Annotated in this window: 21 protein-coding genes; 3 read left to right on the top strand and 18 right to left on the bottom strand. The window is 36.9% G+C overall.

Going from position 1 to position 22,001, the window contains the following annotated elements; translation table 11 throughout:
* Positions 1 to 16 precede the first annotated feature (16 nt).
* The 3 genes from xylB to ACZ42G_RS12640 all read right to left on the bottom strand — a co-directional run bounded on the left by xylB (position 17) and on the right by ACZ42G_RS12640 (position 4,989).
* Positions 17 to 1,522, bottom strand: coding sequence for a xylulokinase (gene xylB / locus ACZ42G_RS12630; protein WP_464850682.1), 1,506 nt, complete (start codon positions 1,520 to 1,522; stop codon positions 17 to 19).
* Positions 1,523 to 1,588: 66 nt separating this feature from the next.
* Positions 1,589 to 2,908, bottom strand: a complete 1,320-nt coding sequence (gene xylA / locus ACZ42G_RS12635; protein WP_085113082.1) for a xylose isomerase — start codon at positions 2,906 to 2,908, stop codon at positions 1,589 to 1,591.
* Between the two features lie 272 nt (positions 2,909 to 3,180).
* Positions 3,181 to 4,989, bottom strand: a complete 1,809-nt coding sequence (locus tag ACZ42G_RS12640) for an NAD(P)/FAD-dependent oxidoreductase (protein ID WP_464850684.1) — start codon at positions 4,987 to 4,989, stop codon at positions 3,181 to 3,183.
* A 138-nt stretch (positions 4,990 to 5,127) separates the two neighbouring features.
* Between ACZ42G_RS12640 and ACZ42G_RS12645 the strand changes: the two genes are divergently transcribed.
* On the top strand, positions 5,128 to 6,009 hold the full coding sequence (locus tag ACZ42G_RS12645; protein WP_464852172.1) for a selenium metabolism-associated LysR family transcriptional regulator: 882 nt from the start codon (positions 5,128 to 5,130) through the stop codon (positions 6,007 to 6,009).
* Positions 6,010 to 6,015: 6 nt separating this feature from the next.
* Here ACZ42G_RS12645 and ACZ42G_RS12650 read toward each other — a convergent pair whose 3' ends face one another.
* The 8 genes from ACZ42G_RS12650 to ACZ42G_RS12685 all read right to left on the bottom strand — a co-directional run bounded on the left by ACZ42G_RS12650 (position 6,016) and on the right by ACZ42G_RS12685 (position 12,804).
* Entirely contained in the window at positions 6,016 to 6,738 is a 723-nt protein-coding gene (locus ACZ42G_RS12650; RefSeq protein ID WP_464850686.1) for an SGNH/GDSL hydrolase family protein, read from the bottom strand.
* Between the two features lie 80 nt (positions 6,739 to 6,818).
* Positions 6,819 to 7,844, bottom strand: a complete 1,026-nt coding sequence (locus tag ACZ42G_RS12655; RefSeq protein ID WP_464850688.1) for a hypothetical protein — start codon at positions 7,842 to 7,844, stop codon at positions 6,819 to 6,821.
* 12 nt (positions 7,845 to 7,856) lie between these two features.
* On the bottom strand, positions 7,857 to 8,810 hold the full coding sequence (locus ACZ42G_RS12660) for a phosphodiester glycosidase family protein (protein ID WP_038069157.1): 954 nt from the start codon (positions 8,808 to 8,810) through the stop codon (positions 7,857 to 7,859).
* A 210-nt stretch (positions 8,811 to 9,020) separates the two neighbouring features.
* Positions 9,021 to 9,371, bottom strand: a complete 351-nt coding sequence (locus ACZ42G_RS12665) for a PIN domain-containing protein (protein ID WP_464850690.1) — start codon at positions 9,369 to 9,371, stop codon at positions 9,021 to 9,023.
* Between the two features lie 181 nt (positions 9,372 to 9,552).
* Entirely contained in the window at positions 9,553 to 10,650 is a 1,098-nt protein-coding gene (locus ACZ42G_RS12670; protein WP_464850692.1) for an RNA-guided endonuclease InsQ/TnpB family protein, read from the bottom strand.
* Positions 10,647 to 11,051, bottom strand: coding sequence for an IS200/IS605 family transposase (gene tnpA / locus ACZ42G_RS12675; RefSeq protein ID WP_078060501.1), 405 nt, complete (start codon positions 11,049 to 11,051; stop codon positions 10,647 to 10,649). The genes ACZ42G_RS12670 and tnpA overlap by 4 nt, the downstream gene beginning before the upstream one ends.
* Positions 11,052 to 11,227: 176 nt before the next feature.
* The gene (locus tag ACZ42G_RS12680; RefSeq protein ID WP_464850693.1) at positions 11,228 to 11,485 is read right to left on the bottom strand and encodes a UPF0175 family protein; all 258 of its coding nucleotides are present in this window, start codon (positions 11,483 to 11,485) and stop codon (positions 11,228 to 11,230) included.
* A gap of 149 nt (positions 11,486 to 11,634) precedes the next feature.
* The gene (locus tag ACZ42G_RS12685) at positions 11,635 to 12,804 is read right to left on the bottom strand and encodes an iron-containing alcohol dehydrogenase (RefSeq protein ID WP_464850694.1); all 1,170 of its coding nucleotides are present in this window, start codon (positions 12,802 to 12,804) and stop codon (positions 11,635 to 11,637) included.
* A gap of 176 nt (positions 12,805 to 12,980) precedes the next feature.
* On the opposite strand from ACZ42G_RS12685, the gene ACZ42G_RS12690 reads away from it, so the two are divergent.
* Together ACZ42G_RS12690 and ACZ42G_RS12695 are read left to right on the top strand one after the other, a co-directional pair.
* Complete coding sequence (locus ACZ42G_RS12690) at positions 12,981 to 14,021, top strand: DNRLRE domain-containing protein (protein ID WP_464850695.1); 1,041 nt, start codon at positions 12,981 to 12,983, stop codon at positions 14,019 to 14,021.
* A 74-nt stretch (positions 14,022 to 14,095) separates the two neighbouring features.
* Positions 14,096 to 15,166 carry a tetratricopeptide repeat-containing glycosyltransferase family 2 protein gene (locus tag ACZ42G_RS12695; RefSeq protein WP_464850696.1) on the top strand — a complete coding sequence of 357 codons (1,071 nt, stop codon included), beginning with the start codon at positions 14,096 to 14,098 and terminating at the stop codon, positions 15,164 to 15,166.
* A 50-nt stretch (positions 15,167 to 15,216) separates the two neighbouring features.
* Here the strand turns inward: ACZ42G_RS12695 and ACZ42G_RS12700 are convergent, their stop codons facing one another.
* From ACZ42G_RS12700 to ACZ42G_RS12730, 7 genes are all read right to left on the bottom strand, one after another.
* The gene (locus ACZ42G_RS12700) at positions 15,217 to 17,190 is read right to left on the bottom strand and encodes a methyl-accepting chemotaxis protein (RefSeq protein ID WP_464850697.1); all 1,974 of its coding nucleotides are present in this window, start codon (positions 17,188 to 17,190) and stop codon (positions 15,217 to 15,219) included.
* 87 nt (positions 17,191 to 17,277) lie between these two features.
* Positions 17,278 to 18,093 carry a peptidoglycan editing factor PgeF gene (gene pgeF / locus ACZ42G_RS12705; RefSeq protein WP_464850698.1) on the bottom strand — a complete coding sequence of 272 codons (816 nt, stop codon included), beginning with the start codon at positions 18,091 to 18,093 and terminating at the stop codon, positions 17,278 to 17,280.
* Between the two features lie 58 nt (positions 18,094 to 18,151).
* The gene (locus ACZ42G_RS12710; protein WP_168170199.1) at positions 18,152 to 18,289 is read right to left on the bottom strand and encodes a hypothetical protein; all 138 of its coding nucleotides are present in this window, start codon (positions 18,287 to 18,289) and stop codon (positions 18,152 to 18,154) included.
* Positions 18,290 to 18,385: 96 nt separating this feature from the next.
* Positions 18,386 to 19,504: a DUF362 domain-containing protein gene (locus ACZ42G_RS12715; RefSeq protein WP_274893533.1), complete on the bottom strand. Its 1,119-nt coding sequence runs from the start codon at positions 19,502 to 19,504 to the stop codon at positions 18,386 to 18,388.
* A 14-nt stretch (positions 19,505 to 19,518) separates the two neighbouring features.
* A complete protein-coding gene (gene murJ, locus ACZ42G_RS12720; RefSeq protein ID WP_464850699.1) occupies positions 19,519 to 21,075 on the bottom strand; it encodes a murein biosynthesis integral membrane protein MurJ in 1,557 nt (518 codons plus the stop codon).
* Positions 21,076 to 21,091: 16 nt separating this feature from the next.
* A complete protein-coding gene (gene fabZ, locus ACZ42G_RS12725) occupies positions 21,092 to 21,520 on the bottom strand; it encodes a 3-hydroxyacyl-ACP dehydratase FabZ (protein ID WP_274894083.1) in 429 nt (142 codons plus the stop codon).
* Between the two features lie 115 nt (positions 21,521 to 21,635).
* Positions 21,636 to 21,977, bottom strand: a complete 342-nt coding sequence (locus ACZ42G_RS12730) for a rod-binding protein (RefSeq protein WP_274893536.1) — start codon at positions 21,975 to 21,977, stop codon at positions 21,636 to 21,638.
* Between the last annotated feature and the right edge of the window lie 24 nt (positions 21,978 to 22,001).

Raw genomic sequence — 22,001 nt, forward strand, 5'->3', positions numbered from 1 at the left:
AATTTTAAGTCAAACTTTACAATTTCAGCTTCCCAATTTCTTCAAATGCACCTTTAAGCCTCGAATATAAGCTTACGTAGATTGGATACAGCTTGTTGTACTTTTCGACGTTTTCTTGGATTGGGTATACGCTATCTGTAACTTTTATTAAACTATTGCAAGCGTCATCTACATTTTTGTAAAGGCCATATCCTACAGATGCCATTATGGCTGCACCGAATGAAGGTCCTTCTGTAGCATTTATCATGTCGATCCTTACATTGAATATGTCGGCAAGTATTTGCCTCCAAAGCCTGCTTTTAGCGCCACCACCACTTACCCTGGCTTCATTTACAGGTATATTTAAAGCCTTTATAAGCTCCAGCGAATCCCTAAGTCCAAATGCTACACCTTCTAATATAGATCTCGTCATGTGGCTTCTATTGTGAGTAATAGTTAAACCTACAAAGCTGCCTCTCGCATAAGGATCGCTGTAGGGCGTCCTCTCACCCATAAGGTAAGGCAAGAATATTAGTCCATCACTGCCTGGTTTCACCTTTTCTGCTTCTTCTAAAAGTCCGTCAAATGTCATAACATCAGTCTTGTAATTATTTACATCATCCACCCACCATTTAAGACATGATGCAGCCGAAAGCATTACACCCATCACATGCCATTTGCCATTCGCATGACAGAATGAGTGAAGCCTAAGCTCATCATCTGCTGCGTACTTATCCTGTGATGCAAATACAACTCCTGAAGTACCCAATGCGATGGACACTATACCGCTTTTTACTGTGCCGGTACCGACAGCACCGCTGGCTTGGTCACCACCACCGCCCACAACGATAGTACCTTCATGAAGCCCTGTCAAATCTGCTACTTCTTTTGTGACATACCCTGTGACATCTGTTGATTCATAGCACTTAGGAAGGGCTTTTTCCGGTATTTCAAATATGTCTATCATTTCTTTTGACCATCTTCTATTTTCCACATCGAAGAGAAGTGTACCTGATGCATCTGAAACTTCCGTAGCGTACTCACCTGTCAATTTAAACCTTATATAGTCCTTAGGTAAAAGGATATGAGCAATTCTTTCATATACATCCGGAAGATGTTTCTTTACCCACAATATCTTTGGTGCAGTAAAGCCTGTCAATGCTTTATTTCCCGTGTACTTCAGAAGACCTTCTTTCCCTATTTTTTCGGTGATGTAGTCGCATTCTTCCTGTGTTCTTTGGTCACACCAAAGTATGGCCGGTGTTAAAACGTTATTATCTTTATCCAGAAGCACCAGTCCATGCATCTGTCCGCTTAAGCCGATGCCTTTTATGTCATAGCCATTTACGCCGCTTTTTACAATAATCTCTCTTATTCCATCCCTTGTGCTACTCCACCAATCTTCTGGATTTTGTTCTGCCCAGCCTGGTTCTGGATAATATACAGGATATTCTTTTGAAACGCTTGATATCACATTGCCGCTTTCATTCATCAGTATTATCTTAACTGATGATGTTCCTAAATCTATCCCTAAAAAATACATACATTTACCTCCATGATATTTGTTAAGGGCAGCTTTAATGAAGCATGAAGCTGCCCTCATGTTTCATTATTCTGCAAACAAATACTGATTTAGGATTGACTCCAATAGCTCTTGTCTTCCTGATTTGTTGACAATCTGGCTGTGCTCTAATGCATACTTCTCAAGGCTCTTGAAGTCAGCCTTTCCGCTTACAATATCAGCGCCAATGCCATCTTTGTAGCTTGCGTATCTTTCCTCGATAAACTTGTCGAAAACGCCATCTTTCACAAGCTTGTAAGCAACCTTGAAGCCTTTTGCAAAGGCATCCATTCCAGCTATGTGACCTAAGAAAAGATCTTCTGGCTCAAATGAAGCACGTCTTACTTTTGCATCGAAGTTAAGGCCGCCTTTGTCAAATCCCCCCATCTTTATGACTTCATACATGGCAAGTGTGGTCATGCGTATATCTGTAGGGAACTGGTCTGTATCCCATCCTAAAAGCATATCACCTGTATTTGCGTCAATTGATCCTAATACGCCGTTTATTCTTGCATATCTTAGCTCATGTTGGAAATCGTGGAATGCCAATGTCGCATGGTTTGCCTCTATATTCACTTTGAAATATTTGTCAAGATCGTATTTTCTCAAGAATGCCAATACATTTGCCACATCAAAGTCGTATTGGTGTTTTGTAGGTTCCTTTGGCTTCGGCTCAATCAAGAACTGGCCTTCAAAGCCGATTTCTTTTGCATAGTCAACAGCCATGTGCAAAAATCTCGCAAAGTTGTCAAGCTCAAACTCCATGTCTGTATTGAGAAGTGTTTCATATCCTTCTCTCCCACCCCAGAATACGTAGTTTTCGCCGCCAAGCTCCTTAGTAATCTCGAGGGCTTTTTTGACTTGCGCTGCGGAATATGCGAAAACATCAGCATTGCACGATGTTGATGCACCATGCACAAATCTCGGATTTGAGAAAAGATTTGCAGTACCCCACAAAACTTTCGTCTTGCTGGTCTTCAAGTAGTCCTTTATCATGGCAACTATTGTATCTAAGTTTTTGTTCGTCTCTCTAAGGGTGTCTCCTTCAGGTGCAATATCCCTGTCATGGAAGCAGAAGAAAGGTGCATTTATCTTATCAAAAAATTCAAATGCTGCTTCTACCCTTGCCTTTGCTATGTCCATAGGATCTGTATAGTGGTTCCATGGTCTTTGCATGGTAGCTTTGCCAAATTGATCTGTTCCATCGGCAGTAAAAGTATGCCAATAAGCTATAGAAAAGCGAAGATGCTCTTCCATCGTCTTGCCATCGATTACTTCCTCAGGATTGTAAAATTTAAAAGAATAGGGATTGTTTGATTTTGGCCCTTCATATTTTATTTTAGATACATTCTCAAAATATTTATTCATAAAGTTTCCTCCTTCTATTCGTTTGTCTGTCCAACAAACATTATATATTATATATTCTACACAAATTTAAAAAATCCTTCTTTAAAAATAAAAAAATTTTAGACTTTAATAAAAAAATTAATCTTGTTGTTGCAGGAATCATTTTAGTTTATGTCTTTATAAAAAAGGCCATAATTTAAAATATAGTTTAAAAAGTTATATAAAAAGCAAAGTATGCTTCATATTTTTTGAATAAAAACATAAAGCATACTTTAAATGATATGATAAACACCCTAAATTGTAAGTGACAGTTCTGCGCCATCCCTTATTGCCTCTACTGCTGTTGCTACTTCTTTACAATCGCCTATGAAAATCACATTGTCGCTTATGCAGCTTTTAAATGTTTCATCTGAAGTATTGCCTATTGCAATCACCACATCGTCTACCTCAACTTCATTGCCATTATTGTAAAAAATTTTTCCGCTTTTTATTTCATCAATTTTTGCGCTCGATATGATTCTTACGCCAAGGTTCCTTAATCTTTCCATCAAAAGCTTCTTATTCATGGCGTATATGTCTTTTCCTACTTCATCAAGCTCTTCTAATACTGTAACGCTTTTACCTATTGTTGCAAGGTACTCTGCCGTCTCCAGCCCTGTCAAACCTCCGCCTATTACAGCTATGCTAATGCCTTGTGGCATTTTGCCACTTAAAACATCTATGGCTTTATAAGGCACTGTATCCATTTTAATCGTCAATTCCTTTGGAATTGAGCCTGTTGCAATTATTACTTTGTCATAACTCATATTTTTTAGTTCATCGCACGCAATTTCTCGATTCAGATTGACTTTTACACCGTACTTTTTTAAATCAGCTTCAAGATAATCTACCACTTTTCCTATTTCATACTTGTGTGGAGGGACTTTTGCCACTTTTAGCTGTCCTCCCAGTGCATCTGACTTCTCAAATAGCTCCACATTGTGCCCTTTTTTCGCCAAGTACAAAGCAGCAGACATTCCAGCAGGACCACCGCCTATTACAGCCACATTAAGCTTATTTTTTGCAATCACATCAAATTCTTTTTCTCTGCCTACCGTGGGATTCATCATACATGATACAGGAAACCCTTTCTGTATATACGCGATACATGCTTGATTGCAGTGGATACAGTATTTTATCTCATCAGCTTTTCCATTGATATATTTAGAAACGCAATCAGGATCTCCTATAAGGCCTCTTGCAATGCCTATGAAATCAGCATAACCATCTCTTACAATCGCTTCCCAGTCATCTGCAGCACCCAGCTTATCAGCAGCAATGACAGGAATCGAAACACCATCTCTTATTTTCTTCGCGTAGTCTATGAGTGGTTTATCATCTATTCCCATTGGCGATATGTGGTACTCTGACGTCGCTCCAACGCCTGATGAAACATTTATTGCATCTGCACCATGATTTTCTAAAAACTTTGCAAGTTTTACACTTTCTTCTATGTCAAGTCCGCCATCTGTATAGTCGCTTCCATTTATGCGGCATATCACAGCCATATCAGCTACTTCACTTTTTACATTGTTTAATATCTCCAGTGCAAATCTGGCTCTTCCATCGAAATCTCCACCGTACTCATCATCTCTCGTATTTACATTTGGCGATAAAAATTGATTTACAAACCATCCATGTGCAAAATGAAGCTCAACAGCATCAAATCCTGCTTTCTTAGCTCTTTTTGCAGCATTCACAAAGTCCCTCACAAACCCTTTTATGTCTTCTACAGTAAAATCCGATGGCTTGTATTTAGGGTTGTGCATAGCAATCTGCACTGCAGCTTTTGCACCATTGCCATGAATGATATCTGCTAATTTTTTAAGTCCTTCAATCTTATCATCGTCGTCTATCCCTAATTGATTTTTAAAAAACTTGCCAAACTTATTTACATACGATGCCTCAACTATGACTAAAGCTACATCTTTCGACCTTCTGTCGTAATAGTCCATCTCTCTTTCGCTGACAAATCCATCATTTGATAAATTTGTGACAGTTGGCAGCATGACAAATCTGTTTTTCAATCTTACATTTCCTATTTTGCCTTCATTTAAAACCACGACAATGCACTTCCTTTTATCTTTTTAATGAAAACTGTATTGTTATTTCTTAAATTTATTGTAATGCTTGCTTTTATATAAGTAAAATAATATAATATTATAAAATATATAAGTTATTGCTTATGACTGGTGATTTATATGAATTTTAGAGAATTGAATATATTTTTATCTGTATGTGAGTATGGCAGCATGTCTGAAGCTGCAAAACACCTTTACATGACACAGCCAGCTATAAGTCAGGCAATTTCCGAGCTTGAAGAAGAGTACAAGGTGAAACTTTTTGATAGGATAGGCAAAAAGCTTGTATTGACACATGCAGGTGAAATTTTAAGAGATTACGGAAAAAAAATCAATCTCTTGTTGATTGAAACTGAAAACACGTTACAGGATATATCTGATAGCAAGGCAGGAAAGCTTAAGCTGGGTGCCAGCAGAACCGTCGGTACATACCTGCTGCCTAAAATAATCGGCAAATTTTTGAAATTATATACAAATGTAGAATTGCCATTTTGCATAAACAATACAGCGGAAATAGTAAATATGATACTAAACAGTGAAATAGATCTTGGAATAGTAGAAGGTCCGATACACTCCGATAGCATCGAAAGTAGACATTTGTTAAATGATAAACTGTACCTTATATGTTCTAAAGAACATCATTGGGCAAAAAAGAATATCATCCAGATGGATGATTTGTCAAAAGCTGATTTTATTATGAGGGAAGTTGGCAGCGGCACGAGAGAAGTGTTTGAAAATACAATGAAATCGCACAACGTCGAATACAACATTAAGCTGGAACTAAACAGCATCGAGGCAATAAAAAAGGCAGTCGAAGCAAACTTAGGGGTTTCAGTAATATCAAAGTTAGCTCTAAATGATGAACTACAAAGTTCAAAACTTATCAAGCTAGAGATAGAAGGAATCAAATTTACGAGAAAATTCAATATCATATACCACAAAGACAAGTACCTATCAGAGCTTCACAAGAAGTTTATAGATTTCCTTTGCAGTGTAAAATGAGGCATGTTATTTTAAAAGGAATCCGTAATATGTCATGACGTAATCTTTTATCCTATCTGCAATCGCCTTGTGACCCTCCTCATTCGGGTGTATTCCATCTTCACATAAAAGCTTTCTGTAATCAGGTCTATCTAAAAACGCACTTCTCACATCTATTATCTTCGTATCAGTGCTTGATGCTATGCTCAATATGGCAGAATTGTATCTTTCCTGCCACCAGTATATCTTTGTGACGCTTCCAAGCCACGTCAATATGTTTTTAGCCATTTCTCTATTGCCTTTACTAATCCAGTTAAAGTATCTGTCTGCATCCAATGGAGGAAGCGTAAGCAAAACCGGAGCTATGTTGGCATTTTTAAGTGAATCTATGAGTTCTCTTAATGTCTCTTTAAACACATTGAAATCAGTGTTTGGCAGATGTTCTTTGTAAGGGTCTTTAGCCACCTCATCCCAATTAAAATCGCAATCATTCCCCCCAAATTCCAGCAGTACAATATCAGGCTTTACTTTGTTTAACTCTTTTTTTAGCCTGTCTTTGCCTCTTAATATAGTGCTGCCAAACTTCGATATGTTTTCAACAGTTCCTTTTAAGCATCCATTTAGAAGATTTGCATAAGAATCCTTCAAAACCACATATTTGTTTCTAATCTTGTCGAGAACCACGCCTTTAGATATGGAATCTCCGCACACAAGAAAGTTGTAATTTTCTTTTATGTTTAACATCTCCATCATTTAGCCTCCCTAACCTTTTAATCTATTATACCACAAATTAACATATTTATTAACAAAAAATGCCGAAATATTCGGCATCATTCTAATTTCAATATTACATCATTATCCTTTTTGTAGATTATATAATTTGCGTTGATACCCAGTATATCGCCGCTTCCCGTTATGGTCTCACCTGTATTTACGTCAATCAAATCTTTACCGTCAAAAGTGACAGTCAAGGCATTGTCCTTCGGCAGTATATACACCTGATTTGTGTCAATTGCATGATTTAGCTTTATGTGACTCCAGTTTTTGAAGCTTTTATCAATTGTTCCGTAGTATATTTCCACAACTTTATTGTCGCTGTCTAATTTGCCTACGTACACATTGTCATTGCTGTCAGTGCCAATAAGTGAATAACCACCACTTAAAAATGTGTAGCCACTGCCATTTTTGATGACCCTTATTATTCCGTTTGATGACTCGTATAAAAGGACATCTTTTCTCTGAAGCTCGTACATTCTTGTAATCCTCTTAACTGGCAGTCTAAAGTTTGTAATCTGTCCCATTATATCTACACGGTACAGATAGCTATACCCATTGGCATCAACCACATTTATATAGATCATGTTTGTAAGAGGCGACAATGTGACATTTTCTATATGGCTGTTTCTTGGAGCATATATAAGCTTGTCTATCTTTATCTTGTTGTTTATATCAAGGTCATAAGCTTCAAGCTGTATCGCTTCACTGCCACGGCTATACGTCTTATAAAAATATATGATTCTGTTTCTATCATTAAGCCATGTGTAATATTGTATATAGTTGCTGGCTGCAATTACCTTCTTTATGCCTTGCGTCTTAGTGTCAACAACTATTATCTGATGGTTTAAAAGATATGAAACGTAGCTTCCGTCATAAGAAGCCTCGACGCTTTCTCCATCGCTGGGTACCGCGACTTTCATTGTTTTTTTCATCGCGTTTGTATCTGACTCAGTATTGACTTTTTGTATGTGAAACGTAGTTGTGGTAGATAAATATACATTATTTATATAGAAAAGCACTCCCATCTCTATTATCAATGGAAACACTATCCATGTAAAAATTCTTCTTATAGCTTTCATAATACCTCCATCTTATTTTGCATAAAATATTGTAGGAACCATTCTCTCCCCTAAAGGATTTGACGGATTGTTTATGACTTTCCCTTTGTAGTACATGGTCGTGGAAGATCCTCCGTCAAGATTTGTAGCATTTACGGCACCGTAATCCAGCATTATGTTTTGTACATCCTTTAATGTAGCTCCGACGCTGGATATTGCCCTTCCGTCAATGACTAAAAATATGACTGTGCCATCGGCTTTCTGTCCTATTGCAGTCCTTGGAGCAATACCCCATCCGCCGTCACCACTTTTAATCATAGGCTTTCCATTGACTACGAGGGCAGGGCCAAAACTTACTGCTTCTTTTATGTTTAAATTCTTTATCTCATCTAAAGTGTATTTGCCAACCAACAGCTTACCATCTGTTGTAAACCCTGCAAGGTCGATTTTCCCGTCTTTGCTGTAGGCATTGTTGTATATTAGCTTTCCGTTGTGTATGATTATTCCACCTGGAGTACCCCCACTTCCGGTCCATGCACCATCAACGTACCCAATAAAACCGCCAGCGTTTATGGCGGCTATTGCCCCATTTTCCTTAGCTATCTCGCTTACTGTTTCTCCTTCTTTAGGAAGCTTACTTGATATGCCTACTTCAACTCTCGTAGGGTCGTGGATTAAAATCACCTTTCCTTTAAATCTGCTGCTGCTTATGTCATTCACTTCAATCGTCGTGTCGTGGTTGTTTTTGAAATTCAATAGACTACTTTTGCTGCTGTCTGTAGATATACTTGTCATTTCCTTCATTATAGCGTCAATTTTGCTTTGTGGCAAAAATAACGTGGCAATGTACTTATGGCTGAATGTAGTCATAGCTGTCGCTACCAAAGTATTTCTGATATTTGTAAATGGTCCGTAAAATATCGACATCGGTATCACTATTACAGCCAAAAATACTTGAAATATTACATAAGCTATTATTTTTTTCATACAATTTCTCTCTCCCATTTTAACACCTTATAATTTTACACATATTCTATTATACAAGAAAATTATTAATATTTTATTAAAAAAATCGCAAATATATAAAAAATATATCCTGATTGGCTATTTTTGTAGCATAATCAGGATATATTTTACATATATTGGGTTATTTTGCAAGATTGTATATGTTTATTATATCTTTTCTCCTAAACAATTTTATTTTTCGCCACAAATATTTAAGATCTCATCATACAATTTTTTATCTATGTAGAACCCCTTTCGCATCATATCGTCCACAACTGGCTTTACGCTTTTTATGATTCCTTTTTCTTTTGCCTTCACCAAAATCCCCAGCGTGCCACTCACAACGAGTCCTAAGCTTTTTGAATGCTGTCTTGCAAGGTAGTCATCAATAATACACAAATCAGCATTAATCTCTTTAGCCAAAATCATCACTTCAACTTCACCTTTGTGAAGTCTTGTAGGGAAAAATTGCTTTGCCTCTTCATTTTTTATCTTAACAATTTTTATAAAGTCTTCAATTTGGCAATTTTCAACAATATTCACTTCTTCATATACACCATAAGGGATATATACATTCTCGTAAAGCTGTTGTGAACCTACTCCATCCTCTATAGGATGGAGCTTCCTATTTCATAGACCGTTGCCTACTGCTATTCACAGCAGGTCTTACACAATCTCCATAGGCGTAACTTCGGGAGGAACCTTCCCTACAAAATTATTACTCTTATGCTGCTATGCCTAATTGTTTTAATCCTTCATATAGTATATTCATTGCTGCATTTACATCTCTGTCTATCTCTAATCCGCACTCGCATTTGTGTATTCTTACTGATAAGTCTTTTTCTACTATTTTCCCACATTTTGAACATCTTTGTGATGTATATGCTGGATCTACTTTTACGAAGATTTTTCCTTCTTTTTCTGCTTTATACTGGAGATATTTGTCTAACATTCCCCATCCTGCATTTGCTATTGATTTTGCAAGTTTATGATTTTTCATCATATTTTTTACTTGCAAATCTTCAACGCATATGATGTCATTATGTTTTACTATGTTATAGCTTATCTTATGTAGATAGTCCCTTCTTTGATTCGCTACTTTTTCATGAAGTTTCGCTAATTTTTTCTTTTGCTTTTCTCTGTTTTTGCTTCCTTTATTTTTTCTTGATAATTGTCTTTGCAGTCTTTTTAGTTTCTTCTCTGATTTTTGTAGCCATTTAGGATTTGAGTATAACTCTCCATCTGATGTTGCAGCTATTGAGTTTATTCCTTTGTCTACTCCTATTGCTTTTTCTCTTATGACTGTTTTTTCTTTTTCTTCTTCTACTTCAACTGATAGATTTATATACCATTTTCCTGCATGGTATTTTATGTTTATTGTTTTGACTTTTGTTGGATCAAAGTTTCTATGTGCTTTGATTTTTATATGCCCTATATTTTTTATGTATACATATCCTTCTTTCCCAAAGTTTCTTTTTGCTTCGCATTGTGGAAGTGTTATTGATGTGTAGTGATATTTATCTTTGAATTTAGGATATTTGGCTCTTTTGTCAAAGAAGTTTTTATATGCTCTATCTAATCTTCTCAACACATCCTGTAATATTTGCGACTGTACTAATTTGTATTCTGTATGTTCTTTTTTATATTTTGGAAGCATGTTCTGCTGTTCTTTATATGTAAGTCCTTTGCCATATTGTTTGTAATGTTTTATTCTTTGATCTAGTGAGTAATTATATAATTTGCGACATAAATACAATGTATAAAAGAGCTTTTCTTCCTGTTCTTTTGTTGGCTCTATGAAAAAATGCTGACATGTCATCATCTTTTCTCACCTTGGCTTTCTATATACTGTTTTATAACTTCTATAGGTGCACCACCTGATGTAAGAAGACAGTAACTTCTTGACCAAAAATATTCTTTCCAAAGTTTTTGTTTTATCTGCGGATATTCTTTTTTTATGAGTCTAGACGATGCACTTTTATAAGCATTAATGAATTTAGATATTTCAGAGTTTGGCTCTGCTTTGAAAAGTATGTGTACATGGTCTTTATCGTGATTCCATTCTTGCAGTGATATATTATAATTGGGTGATATATTCTCAAATATCTCCTTTAATCTATTTGATATGTTATCGTCTATTACTTTTCTTCTGTATTTTACAACCATTATAAGATGATAATACAGTAAGAATACTGAATGATTATTATTATCTAATATTAGCATTATATCACCACTTTGCTTTTTACTTCTGATAAGATTATAACATATAATGTTATGGAAAACAATAGAAATTCATCTCCCGCCTATAAAGGATGGGAGACTTCTTTCAAGCTTTTGTTAAAAGATCCATTCGGCCTATATTTCGAAGAATTATAATCGGTGTAGAGTTTAAAACAACTTTACGCATTTCTTATATCCTCCGCAAGTTCTCCTTCGATCAAGTAAGAAAAGATGCTTATATTAAAGCCAGATAAATACTTCATGAAATCTTCCTCACTTACACCAGCAAGGCCGGCACATTGGCCTAATGAAAGCTTTTTCTCTTGATAATATCTAACTGCTAAAGTTTTTTTCATCTCATCTATAAGCTCTTCTCCACTTTTTCCAAGACTTAATAATATTTCTTCAGGAATTTCTATTTTCTCTGTAAACTTCATAAAATCACCTTCTGCTTTAAACCTTATGATTATATTATATCACATATAACTTAAATTAGTGGAAACATAATGAAAAATAAATATATAAAAAAATATATCCTGAATAGCTATTTTTATAGCATAATCAGGATATATTTACATATATTGGGTTATTTTGCAAGATTGTATATGTTTATTATGTCTTCTTTCGTAAGTTTAACAAATTGTCCGACGGTTGCTGTCCCATTTGACGTGCATTTGTCTGCCATCTCCTCAAACCTGTCATAAGGTATATTAGCCTCCCTCAGTGTCACAGGAAGGCCAATGTTTCTAAAGAAATCCTCAAGTCTTTTTATGCCTTCCAACGCTATCGCTTCTCTGTCGGTAAATGTCAAATCTACATCCCAAACTTTAACGGCAAACTGGACAAATCTATCCAAGTCGTGTTTATACACGTATTTCATCCACGCTGGGAATATTACGGCAAGTCCTGCGCCGTGAGCTATGTCGTAGATTGCACTTAGCTCATGCTCAATCCTATGTGATGCCCAATCGCCGATTCTTCCCGTATCCAGCAGTCCATTATGCGCAATAGTACCTGCCCACATCACTTCAGCTCTCGCATCATAATCCTCAGGATTTTCAATAAGCCTTGGAACATTGTTTATCATGGTCTTAAGCGTTGCTTCGCAAAGCCTATCCGTAAGATCTACACTCCTGACGTTTGTAAAGTACCTTTCCATTATGTGAGCCATTATATCCGCTGCACCTGCAGCCGTCTGATATTGAGGAAGTGTAAACAAAAGCTCTGGATTCATGATGGCAAATTGAGGCCTTATAAGATCAGAGTGTATACCCTTCTTGTACCATCCATCTTCATTTGTTATAACAGCGCTATCGCTGGCTTCACTTCCTGTTGCAGCCAATGTCAATATTACACCTACTGGTAATGCCCTTTCAATCTCAGCTTTGCCTACAAAGAAATCCCACACATCACCATCATAAAGCGCACCAACAGCGATAGCCTTTGCAGTGTCTATCGCGCTACCCCCACCTACGGCCAATATGAAGTCAATGCCATTTTCCTTGCAAATCTTTATCCCTTCATAAACCAAGCTAAGCCTTGGATTTGGTTTAACACCTGATAATTCTATGTAATCAACACCATTGTCTTTTAGCGATTTTACGACTTTGTCGTAAAGACCTGTCTTTTTTATACTGCCGCTGCCGTAGACAAACAATACCTTTTTTGAATATTTTTTTGTCTCTTCACCTACTCTATTTTCAGTCCCTCTGCCAAAAATGATCTTTGTCGGACAAACAAAATCAAAATTGTTCATAAATCACACCCTCTTTTCAATGTTTCTTTTGAGATAATTATACCACTGGTTTTTTGAAAAACATATTTTGATGGTGTGCTATGATACCGCTTGATATGTAACAATTAATATACTACTTCATATATTAGTTTTAGAACACGATCATATTTAATCGTGCTCTAAATATTCCAAACGAGGTGGTTGTTTTGCCAACTATTCAAATTAACCCTACTGATGATGCTTATATATCACAGTATTTTCCTACCCAAAACTTCGGCAATTCTATTTCGCTATTTACCGGTGAATATTTAAGGTTTGGAAATATGCCAGATGCTTACAGAACACTATTAAAATTTGACTTATCGGGAGCTATACCGTCTGGCAATGTAATGACAGATGCTAAACTGTATCTTTATGTAAACAGAAAAGATATGCCTGATAGCATACTGTATCCACAGAATATTACAATCTATGAAAACCTAAATGACTTCAGCCAATCAACAGTAACTTGGAATACAGCTCCATTTACTGTCATCACCCCTTATAGTTTTACTGTTACAGACAGCATGGTAGGAAGTTATATAGGAATTGATATAACAAATTTAGCGTATAAATGGGTCCTAACACCATCTTTAAACTTTGGCATAACAATAAGAGGAATAGAAAATGTAGTTGACACTATAATAGGATATGAATCAACCAACAATGTAAATAAACCATATCTGGAAATAACTTATGAACCATGTCCTGTATGTCCAACTGGTCCAACTGGTCCTACTGGCCCGACTGGTCCTACTGGCCCGACTGGTCCTACTGGTCCAACTGGTCCGACTGGCCCAACTGGCGCAGGAATAGCAGCTTACGGATATATTTACAACACAACCGGTAACACCGTCATTCTTGGTGGAGATGTAACATTTGACAGCAATGGACCATTAGTAGGCATCTCCCACACAGCAGGAACTGCACCTATAACATTTGATATCGGTGGAACCTATCGAATTGGCTATACTACGACAGCTTCAGTTGCTGTTTTGAATTCGATGGTGTTGACATTAAACGGCACTCCATTATCTCAAACGCAGTACTCCACTATCATCAACGCAACAGAATTAGTAGGTGAAGCTATAATAACAGTATCCGCTGGAGACGTATTGACTTTGAGAAATACAGGCGTCGCCTTGACTTTGGCTTCTGGTGTCGTAAATGCTTCTATCACATTGCTAAAGCTTGACTGATATTAAGAAACATCTAAGGGTTTGGTTTTGCCAGCCCTTAGATGTAATTTATTTGAATTAATAGGAGGATGTCTATGTGCCAGAGTATAACTATAAGTCTGTGCATGATAGTAAAAAATGAAGAACTAACATTGGATAGATGCTTAACATCCATAAAAGATGCTGTAGATGAAATAGTCATAGTTGATACAGGCTCTACTGACTTAACAAAAAACATTGCAAAGAAATATACTGATAAAATATTTGATTTTAAGTGGATAGACGATTTTAGCGCAGCAAGAAATTTTTCATTTAGCAAAGCAACAATGGATTATATATTATGGCTTGATGCAGATGATTATGTGGAACCAGACGATTTAGAGAAACTTATAAATCTTAAAGACAACTTCGACACATCTATTGACTCAGTGACGATGAAATACGTATTGACTAAAACATCAAATGGCAGTCCATCTTTTATAAGCATTAGAAATCGCCTTGTTAAAAGAACGAAGGACTTTAAATGGATTGGCGCAGTGCATGAATACCTTGAGGTCTACGGAAAAATTTACAATAGCGATATACAAATTGTGCATGGTAAAATAAAAAATACGCCCAATAGAAACATTGAAATTTATGAAAAGATGATTGAAAGCAAAAAAGATTTTTCACCAAGAGATATGTTTTACTATGCAAATGAATTGGCCGAACACAAAAGGTATGCTGAGGCCGTTCAATATTACAACATGTTTATAGACTCCAAGAAAGGATGGATGGAAGATATACTGTATTCTCTCGGAAAGCTTGCTGACTGCTATGAAGCTTTAGGAGATTTAAATAAAAGAGATGAAGTGATTTTTAAATCTTTTGAGTACGACGTGCCAAGGCCTGAATTCTGTTGCAGATTAGGTTATAAATTTTTGCAGGAAAACAAGATAAAACAATCTATTTTCTGGTACGAGCTTGCGACAAAAGTCGAAAAACCTAATCAAGGTTTTGTAAATATAGCATGTTCAACATGGCTTCCACATATTCAGTTGTGTATATGCTATTATAGATTAGGTGACATAGAAAAATCATATATGCATAATGAAGAAGCGAGAAAGTATGACCCAAATAATCCTATGGTGCTTCAAAACAAAGCATTTTTAGAAAGCATATTATAAAAAAAGAACAGGTCTATTTAATGCCTGTTCTTTTTTATACTTACTCTATTTTAAATTTTAAACATCTTAAGCGATTCCATAAGCTCTTGTGCATACATTTTAAGCTCATTTGCCGTACTTGAAAGCTCCTCAATTATAGCTGTCTGCTCTTGTGACGATGCAGAAATCTCCTCGGTAGACGCCGCAGTTTCCTCCGATACAGCGGCTATATCCTGCACAGCATCAACGATCTTGTTCTTATTGGCTTCTATCTCTTTTAAGGAGTCATTTAGGCTGTTTATCATGTCTGTTACAAACTTCAAGGCTTGTATTATGCCTTCAAATATTTCTTTCGTGTTATTGACAGAATTGCTTTGCTCCATGACGATGTTATTGGCATTTTCCACCGTTGCCACCGTTTCATTTATATCATTTTGTATCTCAGATATAAGCTCTGATATGCTTTTAGCCGCAATACTTGACTCATCAGCCAATTTTCTCACTTCGTCAGCAACGACTGCAAAGCCTTTTCCAGCCTCTCCAGCCCTTGCAGCTTCTATTGCTGCATTTAAAGACAATAAATTGGTCTGATCCGCTATCTGCCTTATTGTATCAACTATCTTTCCTATCTGGTTTGACTTATCCCTCAAGAAAAGGGTAGATTCTCTTACTTTGTTGTTAGATTCGATGCTTTGCTGCGTCTTAGCTAAAAGGCTTTCAATTATTTCATTGCTGCTTTCCGAAATCATGTTTATGTTTGTGACTTCGTCCAAAATATTGTTGGAATCATTCATAGCCGTATCTATAAGCTTTCCAAGCTCCAACGTTGCTTTAGCGCTGCTTTGAGCGCTTTCAGCTTGATTCGATGAACCTTCAGCTATCTGCTCTATTGCCCTGGCCACATCCTGCATTGTCGACGAAACTTGCTCTGATGACGATGCAATGTTATTTGAAATGTTGTTTACAGATTCAGCCACATTTTTTATCTTTATGACCAATGACCGTATTCCTTCAATCATGTCATTGTAACTCTTAGAAAGCAGTCCTACTTCATCTCTTGATTTTATATCAGTGCTAAGCACAAGCTCGCCTTTTGACGCTTTCTCCATCGTCTTTGATATTTTCCTGATGCCACCTGTCAAAGTGGAAATAAATACGAAAGCCAACAGCAGCCCAAATATGAGACAGATAATCATCACAGTGATCATCGTATTCCTTATGGAGCTTGTATCAACACTTAGCTCCTGAATAGTCGTAGAAACGACGCCGATCCATCCAAATGCGCTTAGCTTCTTGACGCTGGCAAACTTCAACTGATTGTTAAAAGTGTACTCCATCGTCTTATTATTAAGAGACAAAAGCTGTTTGCCAAAGCTGTACTTCGTCATCTTTGTAAACATCATGGTTTTATCTGGATGCGATATGACAGTGCCGTCACTTGTCATAAGATAAAAGTATCCTGAATTTCCTATCTTTATACTGCTTATGGCATCCGAAAGCTTCGATAGGTCTATGTCTATTCCTACAACGCCTGCTAAGTTTTGGTTTTCATCAAATATGGCTTTCGACATGGTTATCTCAGGTTTGCCAGACAGGATGTCCTTGTAAGGCTCAGTTGAAGCGATAGCACCTCCTGCATCTAAAGCAGCTTGATACCAAGGCCTTTTAGTGAGATCTACACCGCTAACATCTTGAACAGGGTAGATGATGGTCTTGCCGTCTTTAGCTGTAAAATAAGCGTTCAATATGATCGAATTGTTGTCTTCTACACCTTTTAATTTATCCAACAAACTGCTTGAATCGCCGGTTTTTATGTAGTTTTTAAGGTCGCTGGAATTGGCAATATCGTTAAGTGAAATCTCTGCGTTTTGCTTCACCATCCCAACGTAATTGTCAAGCACTGAAAGAGCCGCTTGATTTGATTTGTCTATTCTGCTTTTTAAAATTGTCTGCGCTTCATTTACAGAAAAATAGCCTGTAATAAGAAGCGGTACGACGATAAACAGGGTAACTAATGAGAAAATCTTGATCCTTATGCTTTTCACTGCCTTATCACCTCATGTATTAATTTTGCTCATAGATTGTTTATCGGCTATTTTAACAATAATCTTAAGCGTTTTTTGTATTTTTTCTCATATTAATTCCATAAACGCTGCCATGCTGCCGGTTACGCCTTTATCTCTCCTATAGGAGTAAAACTCGTCAATATTGCAGGATGTGCAAAGACCTGATATTGTTATGTTTTCATCTTTTATCCCACAATTTATAAGCTCATAATAGTTTGTCATCTCAAGGTTTAGCATCCACTTTCCATCGCCTTTATCTATCAATACGTCAGCTACATTGATATTTAATTTTGATATTTCATCTGCCACATCTTTCCCTACTTCATAACAGCAAACGCCTATGGCTGGACCTACCGCAGCAAGTATGTCTTTTTTATCAGAGCCAAAAGCACTTACCATTTTCTCAACCGTTTTAGGGCCAATCTCTTTCACTGTGCCTCTCCAGCCAGCGTGTGCTAATGCTATGACATTTTTTACAGGATCTAAGAAATAAAGGGGTGTGCAGTCAGCATAAAATGTCACAATTGGTATGCCTCTTTCATTGGTCATCAAAGCATCTGCGTTTTTTATATCGCTTTCCCCAAAGTTTTTACCTTTGTCAGATTCATTGACAATTCTAATGCCATCTGAATGGACTTGATTTGAAAACACCATATCATTGTAGCTGATATTTGCAACGTGGCATATACGCCTAAAATTTTCGTACACGCTTTCTTTGTCATCATACCTTGTAAGGCTTAAGTTAAGAGAGCTGTAAGGCCCACCACTTACACCACCTATTCTTGTGGAAAAAAGATGTTTCACTTTTCCTGTATTTTCAAATGCGGGTATCGTGTAAAAAACGACGCCATCTATTTCATTTCTTTTAAATCCTATATTCACCTTAATCAAACCTTTCTATATTATTATTGTATAAAAAAAGGACATCACTGTCCTCAATTCAACTTGCCTTTTTCTTTTTTTCTTCTTTTTTATTTATGTACTTGTCAGAAAACTTGATCATTGAAAGCATTATTAAAAAAAGCAATGCTACCGTCAGCACCCCTGCAACCGGTATTATAATAATGTACTTTTCCATCATTGACCTCTCCCTTTTTAACCTTATATATACATTATACTATAATCGTATACAAATTTGTTTACTTTTTTAAAAAAATAATGCAGAAAATCTGCATTATTTTAATTCTACCAGCTCATAATCTGTGGTACCCATTCCAAGCTCTTCACCGTACTTAAATTGTATGTCTCCTCTCGTCTCAGGATGAATAGCGGCAAATTTGTCATCACCTTCATTAAGCCCTCTGCCTACATCTCCTAATGCAGAATGTGGATTTCCTGCTTGCCTGTTTACAAGGTCAAAGCTGGCTTTATCTATTGCAACAGGGTCAAATGACGCCAATATTCCTATATCCTGTACAATAGGTGCATCGCTCCACGGTGTGCAGTCACACAATGGCGTCACATTCATTACAAAGTTCATAAAGGCTATTTTGCCTTTTTTATTCATATAGGCTCCATAGGCGTACTCCGTCATCCTCTCCACAAACTCATCCATGTCTGTTCCCCATTGTGGATTTATGGCGTCGTACTGGCACATTGTAATACATTCTCCACATCCGATGCATTTTTCAGGATCTATGTAAGCCTTGCCATCTACTAGTGATATAGCGTCTTCCGGGCAATTTTTGATGCAAGTTTGACAGGCGGTGCATTTTTTGCCTACTTTTGGGCTTACTGTAGAATGCTGCTGCTGCTTTCCTGCCCTTGGTGCACATCCCATCGCAAGGTTTTTTATAGCACCTCCAAATCCAGCAATCTCATGCGCTTTAAAATGCGAAAGCACGATCATGGAATTGGCATTGACTATGTTAGACGAAATTTTTACCGTCTTAAAGTGCTTCTTGTTTATCTCTACTTCATCTGCATCTTTGCTCAACAAGCCATCCGCTATTATAAGTGGTGCATTGACAACAGCGTAAGCAAAGCCATTTTCTATGGCTGTAATCAAATGGTCTACTGCATTGGAGCGGCTTCCCTTGTAAAGTGTATTAGAATCAGTCAAAAACGGTTTACCGCCGTTGGCCTTAACCTTGTCTACCACTTGCCTTACAAATATGGGATTTATGTATGCATTATTTCCTCTTTCTCCAAAATGGAGTTTTATCGCCACCAAATCATCCTTTTTAAAAATGCTTTTAAATCCTGCTACATCAAAAAGCCTTGATACTTTTGATGTGATACTTCCTGACGGCTTTAAAGACCTCATGTTGTAATAGTATACCTTTGATTTCATGTAAAACCACTCCTTTAATCACCAGCTAATTTTCCTTTTAACATTTTTGCCCCTTTTCTCACATAGCCTAACATGGAGTTGTCCGATAACATTATAATTGCAAGATAGACGACAAAACCTGCAAAAATGGCAGCTCCCAATGATACAGCTTCGTAAATTTTTGTATCCGGCAAATGTCTCATAACAAGATTGAATGTCAAATATGCAAATCCTCCCATTATAGCAGAGCCTATAATGGACTTTAAAAACGAAGCTAAAATTTCACGCCCACCGATAGTGCCTATTTTCTTCTTTAAAGAATACATAAGCATCAATGATGCTAAAGTTGCTGCAATGGACGTAGACAATGCAAGTCCTCCTAATCCAAGGTACCTTACGATGATGAGATTAAGTCCTATATTCACTAAAACAGCAATTGCACCATTTACCATCGGCGTCTTGGTATCTTTTAAAGAATAAAAGCCTCTGCTTAGAACATTTCTAAGCCCATTGGCTGTCATACCTAAACTTAAAAACATGAAGGCTATTGATGTAAGATAAGTTGATCTTTCGTTAAAGGCCCCTCTCTCAAACAAGATCCTTATAATAGGGTACCTAAATATTATAGCACCTACCGTTACTGGAATCATGATGTAGAGTATTGCTTTAACTGCTATTTTTATGCCTTTTTTAAACTCATCTACGTTGTTAGCCGCAAAGTGCTTTGAGAGCATCGGATATATTACAATTGCTATTGCCATCGAAAATATGTCAAAACCTATAAGCCTATTTGCATAGTTTAAGGCTGCAATGCTGCCTGATGGCAAGTATGACGCTATCATCCTGTCAACGTAGGTGTTTATGACTTGTATTGATGTTCCAATGAGAACAGGCATTGCCAATATGATTACTCTTTTTACCCCTTCATCTTTCAAATCCAGCACAAATCTGTACCTAAAGCCAAACTTGTAAAGGACCGGAAGCTGCATTATAACCTGAATGACAGAACCTGCCACAGTTGCCACAGCTACACCATATATGCCGTATTTAGCCCCGTATAAAAGTGCTACACCTATTATGATGATGTTGTACGGTATGCCTATCATTGCAGGTACAGAAAAATGGTCAAGTGATTGCAAAACACCTGTTATGATATTTGACACTAACACAAATACCATCACAGGCATCAAAATCATCGTAAGCTTCAATGTAGCGTGGTAGACATCACCTTTAAATCCCGGTGCCATTATTTTGACTAAAATCGGCGCCATCACTATGCCTACTGACGCAAAGATAACTGTCAATAAAATCAAAGCATTTAAAAGGTTGTTTATAAAGTCAAAAGCCTTGTCCTTTCCTTTCTTTGTAAGGTATTCGGAAAAAAGGGGTATGACTGTAGTACCGATAGATGCCGCAATTGCAGCAAACAAAACCATCGGTATGTTCTGAGCCATATTGTAAGCATCTACGTATTTTGTTGTACCAAATTTTGATCCTATGACTACCTCTCTCAAAAAGCCAGTTATTTTGCTTATCAATGTTATAGCCATCACAAGCCCTGCAGCTTTAGCAGTTTTTTTGACTGTTGACATTTAACGCACCTTCAATTTAATTTTTCTCCACCAGCATAAACGATATCTCAGCTTCGGCTGCTAAGTCACCATCCACCGTTGCAACGCCTTTCGCCTTTATGAGATTTAATTTTGACGAGATTATCTCAACTTCTATCTTTAACTGATCTCCAGGCACTACTACTCTTTTGAATTTGCACTTATTGATGCCTGTAAAAAGCCCTATCATGTTATTATTGTCTTTCCCGTGCATAACGGTTATTCCACCAAGCTGCGCCATAGCCTCTACAATCAAAACCCCCGGCATAATGGGGTTTCCCGGAAAATGCCCTTGAAAATAAGGTTCATTTGCAGATACGTTTTTTATGCCTACGGCTTTTTTACCATCTTCAATCTCCAACACTTTATCAATCATCAAAAACGGATACCTGTGGGGTATGACCTCCCTGATTTCTTTATTATCTATCATCTAATCCACTCCTAATTTTGCTTTTTACTATGATTATACCATATAGGATGAAAATATGAAAATTGCACAGTTAAAAAAATAACCGCCCTGCAAGCTTAGAGCGGTTACGGTTTCATATCTTCTTTGACAATTGGTTGTACATTTCATCTGCCAATCCGATCCCTGAGTTTTGCGCTATTGACTTTGCATAGTTGTCGTACATCATTGTAGTAAACACATCTGTAGCAAAGTCATCACCAGTCAGCGGGTCCTTTGGTATCGTGTTTCTCATCTCAGTAAGCATTTGGTTTACAAATACGGCTTCCAAGTCGATACATGCCTCTTTCAACTTTTGCTTATCCTTATTGTTTAAGGCATCTTGTATCGCCTTTTGAAAATCACCAGTATTAGTGTTGACATTAAGCTGGTTTACCTGATTTACTTCATTTATGCTGCTTACAGGATCTATGTTCATCTAAGATTTCCCCCAAATGAAAAT

This window comes from Thermoanaerobacterium calidifontis (assembly GCF_055381745.1).

What these genes read in the sequence shown, in the direction of transcription:
- ACZ42G_RS12715 (WP_274893533.1), bottom strand. Translation starts at nt 19,504, where the DNA reads ATGAAATCAAAGGTATACTATTACAACATGAGGTCTTTAAAGCCGTCA.
- tnpA (WP_078060501.1), bottom strand. Translation starts at nt 11,051, where the DNA reads ATGCTAATATTAGATAATAATAATCATTCAGTATTCTTACTGTATTAT.
- ACZ42G_RS12695 (WP_464850696.1), top strand. Translation starts at nt 14,096, where the DNA reads ATGTGCCAGAGTATAACTATAAGTCTGTGCATGATAGTAAAAAATGAA.
- ACZ42G_RS12685 (WP_464850694.1), bottom strand. Translation starts at nt 12,804, where the DNA reads ATGAACAATTTTGATTTTGTTTGTCCGACAAAGATCATTTTTGGCAGA.
- murJ (WP_464850699.1), bottom strand. Translation starts at nt 21,075, where the DNA reads ATGTCAACAGTCAAAAAAACTGCTAAAGCTGCAGGGCTTGTGATGGCT.
- ACZ42G_RS12645 (WP_464852172.1), top strand. Translation starts at nt 5,128, where the DNA reads ATGAATTTTAGAGAATTGAATATATTTTTATCTGTATGTGAGTATGGC.
- xylA (WP_085113082.1), bottom strand. Translation starts at nt 2,908, where the DNA reads ATGAATAAATATTTTGAGAATGTATCTAAAATAAAATATGAAGGGCCA.
- ACZ42G_RS12650 (WP_464850686.1), bottom strand. Translation starts at nt 6,738, where the DNA reads ATGGAGATGTTAAACATAAAAGAAAATTACAACTTTCTTGTGTGCGGA.
- ACZ42G_RS12730 (WP_274893536.1), bottom strand. Translation starts at nt 21,977, where the DNA reads ATGAACATAGATCCTGTAAGCAGCATAAATGAAGTAAATCAGGTAAAC.
- ACZ42G_RS12670 (WP_464850692.1), bottom strand. Translation starts at nt 10,650, where the DNA reads ATGATGACATGTCAGCATTTTTTCATAGAGCCAACAAAAGAACAGGAA.
- ACZ42G_RS12710 (WP_168170199.1), bottom strand. Translation starts at nt 18,289, where the DNA reads ATGGAAAAGTACATTATTATAATACCGGTTGCAGGGGTGCTGACGGTA.
- xylB (WP_464850682.1), bottom strand. Translation starts at nt 1,522, where the DNA reads ATGTATTTTTTAGGGATAGATTTAGGAACATCATCAGTTAAGATAATA.
- ACZ42G_RS12655 (WP_464850688.1), bottom strand. Translation starts at nt 7,844, where the DNA reads ATGAAAGCTATAAGAAGAATTTTTACATGGATAGTGTTTCCATTGATA.
- ACZ42G_RS12660 (WP_038069157.1), bottom strand. Translation starts at nt 8,810, where the DNA reads ATGAAAAAAATAATAGCTTATGTAATATTTCAAGTATTTTTGGCTGTA.
- ACZ42G_RS12680 (WP_464850693.1), bottom strand. Translation starts at nt 11,485, where the DNA reads ATGAAGTTTACAGAGAAAATAGAAATTCCTGAAGAAATATTATTAAGT.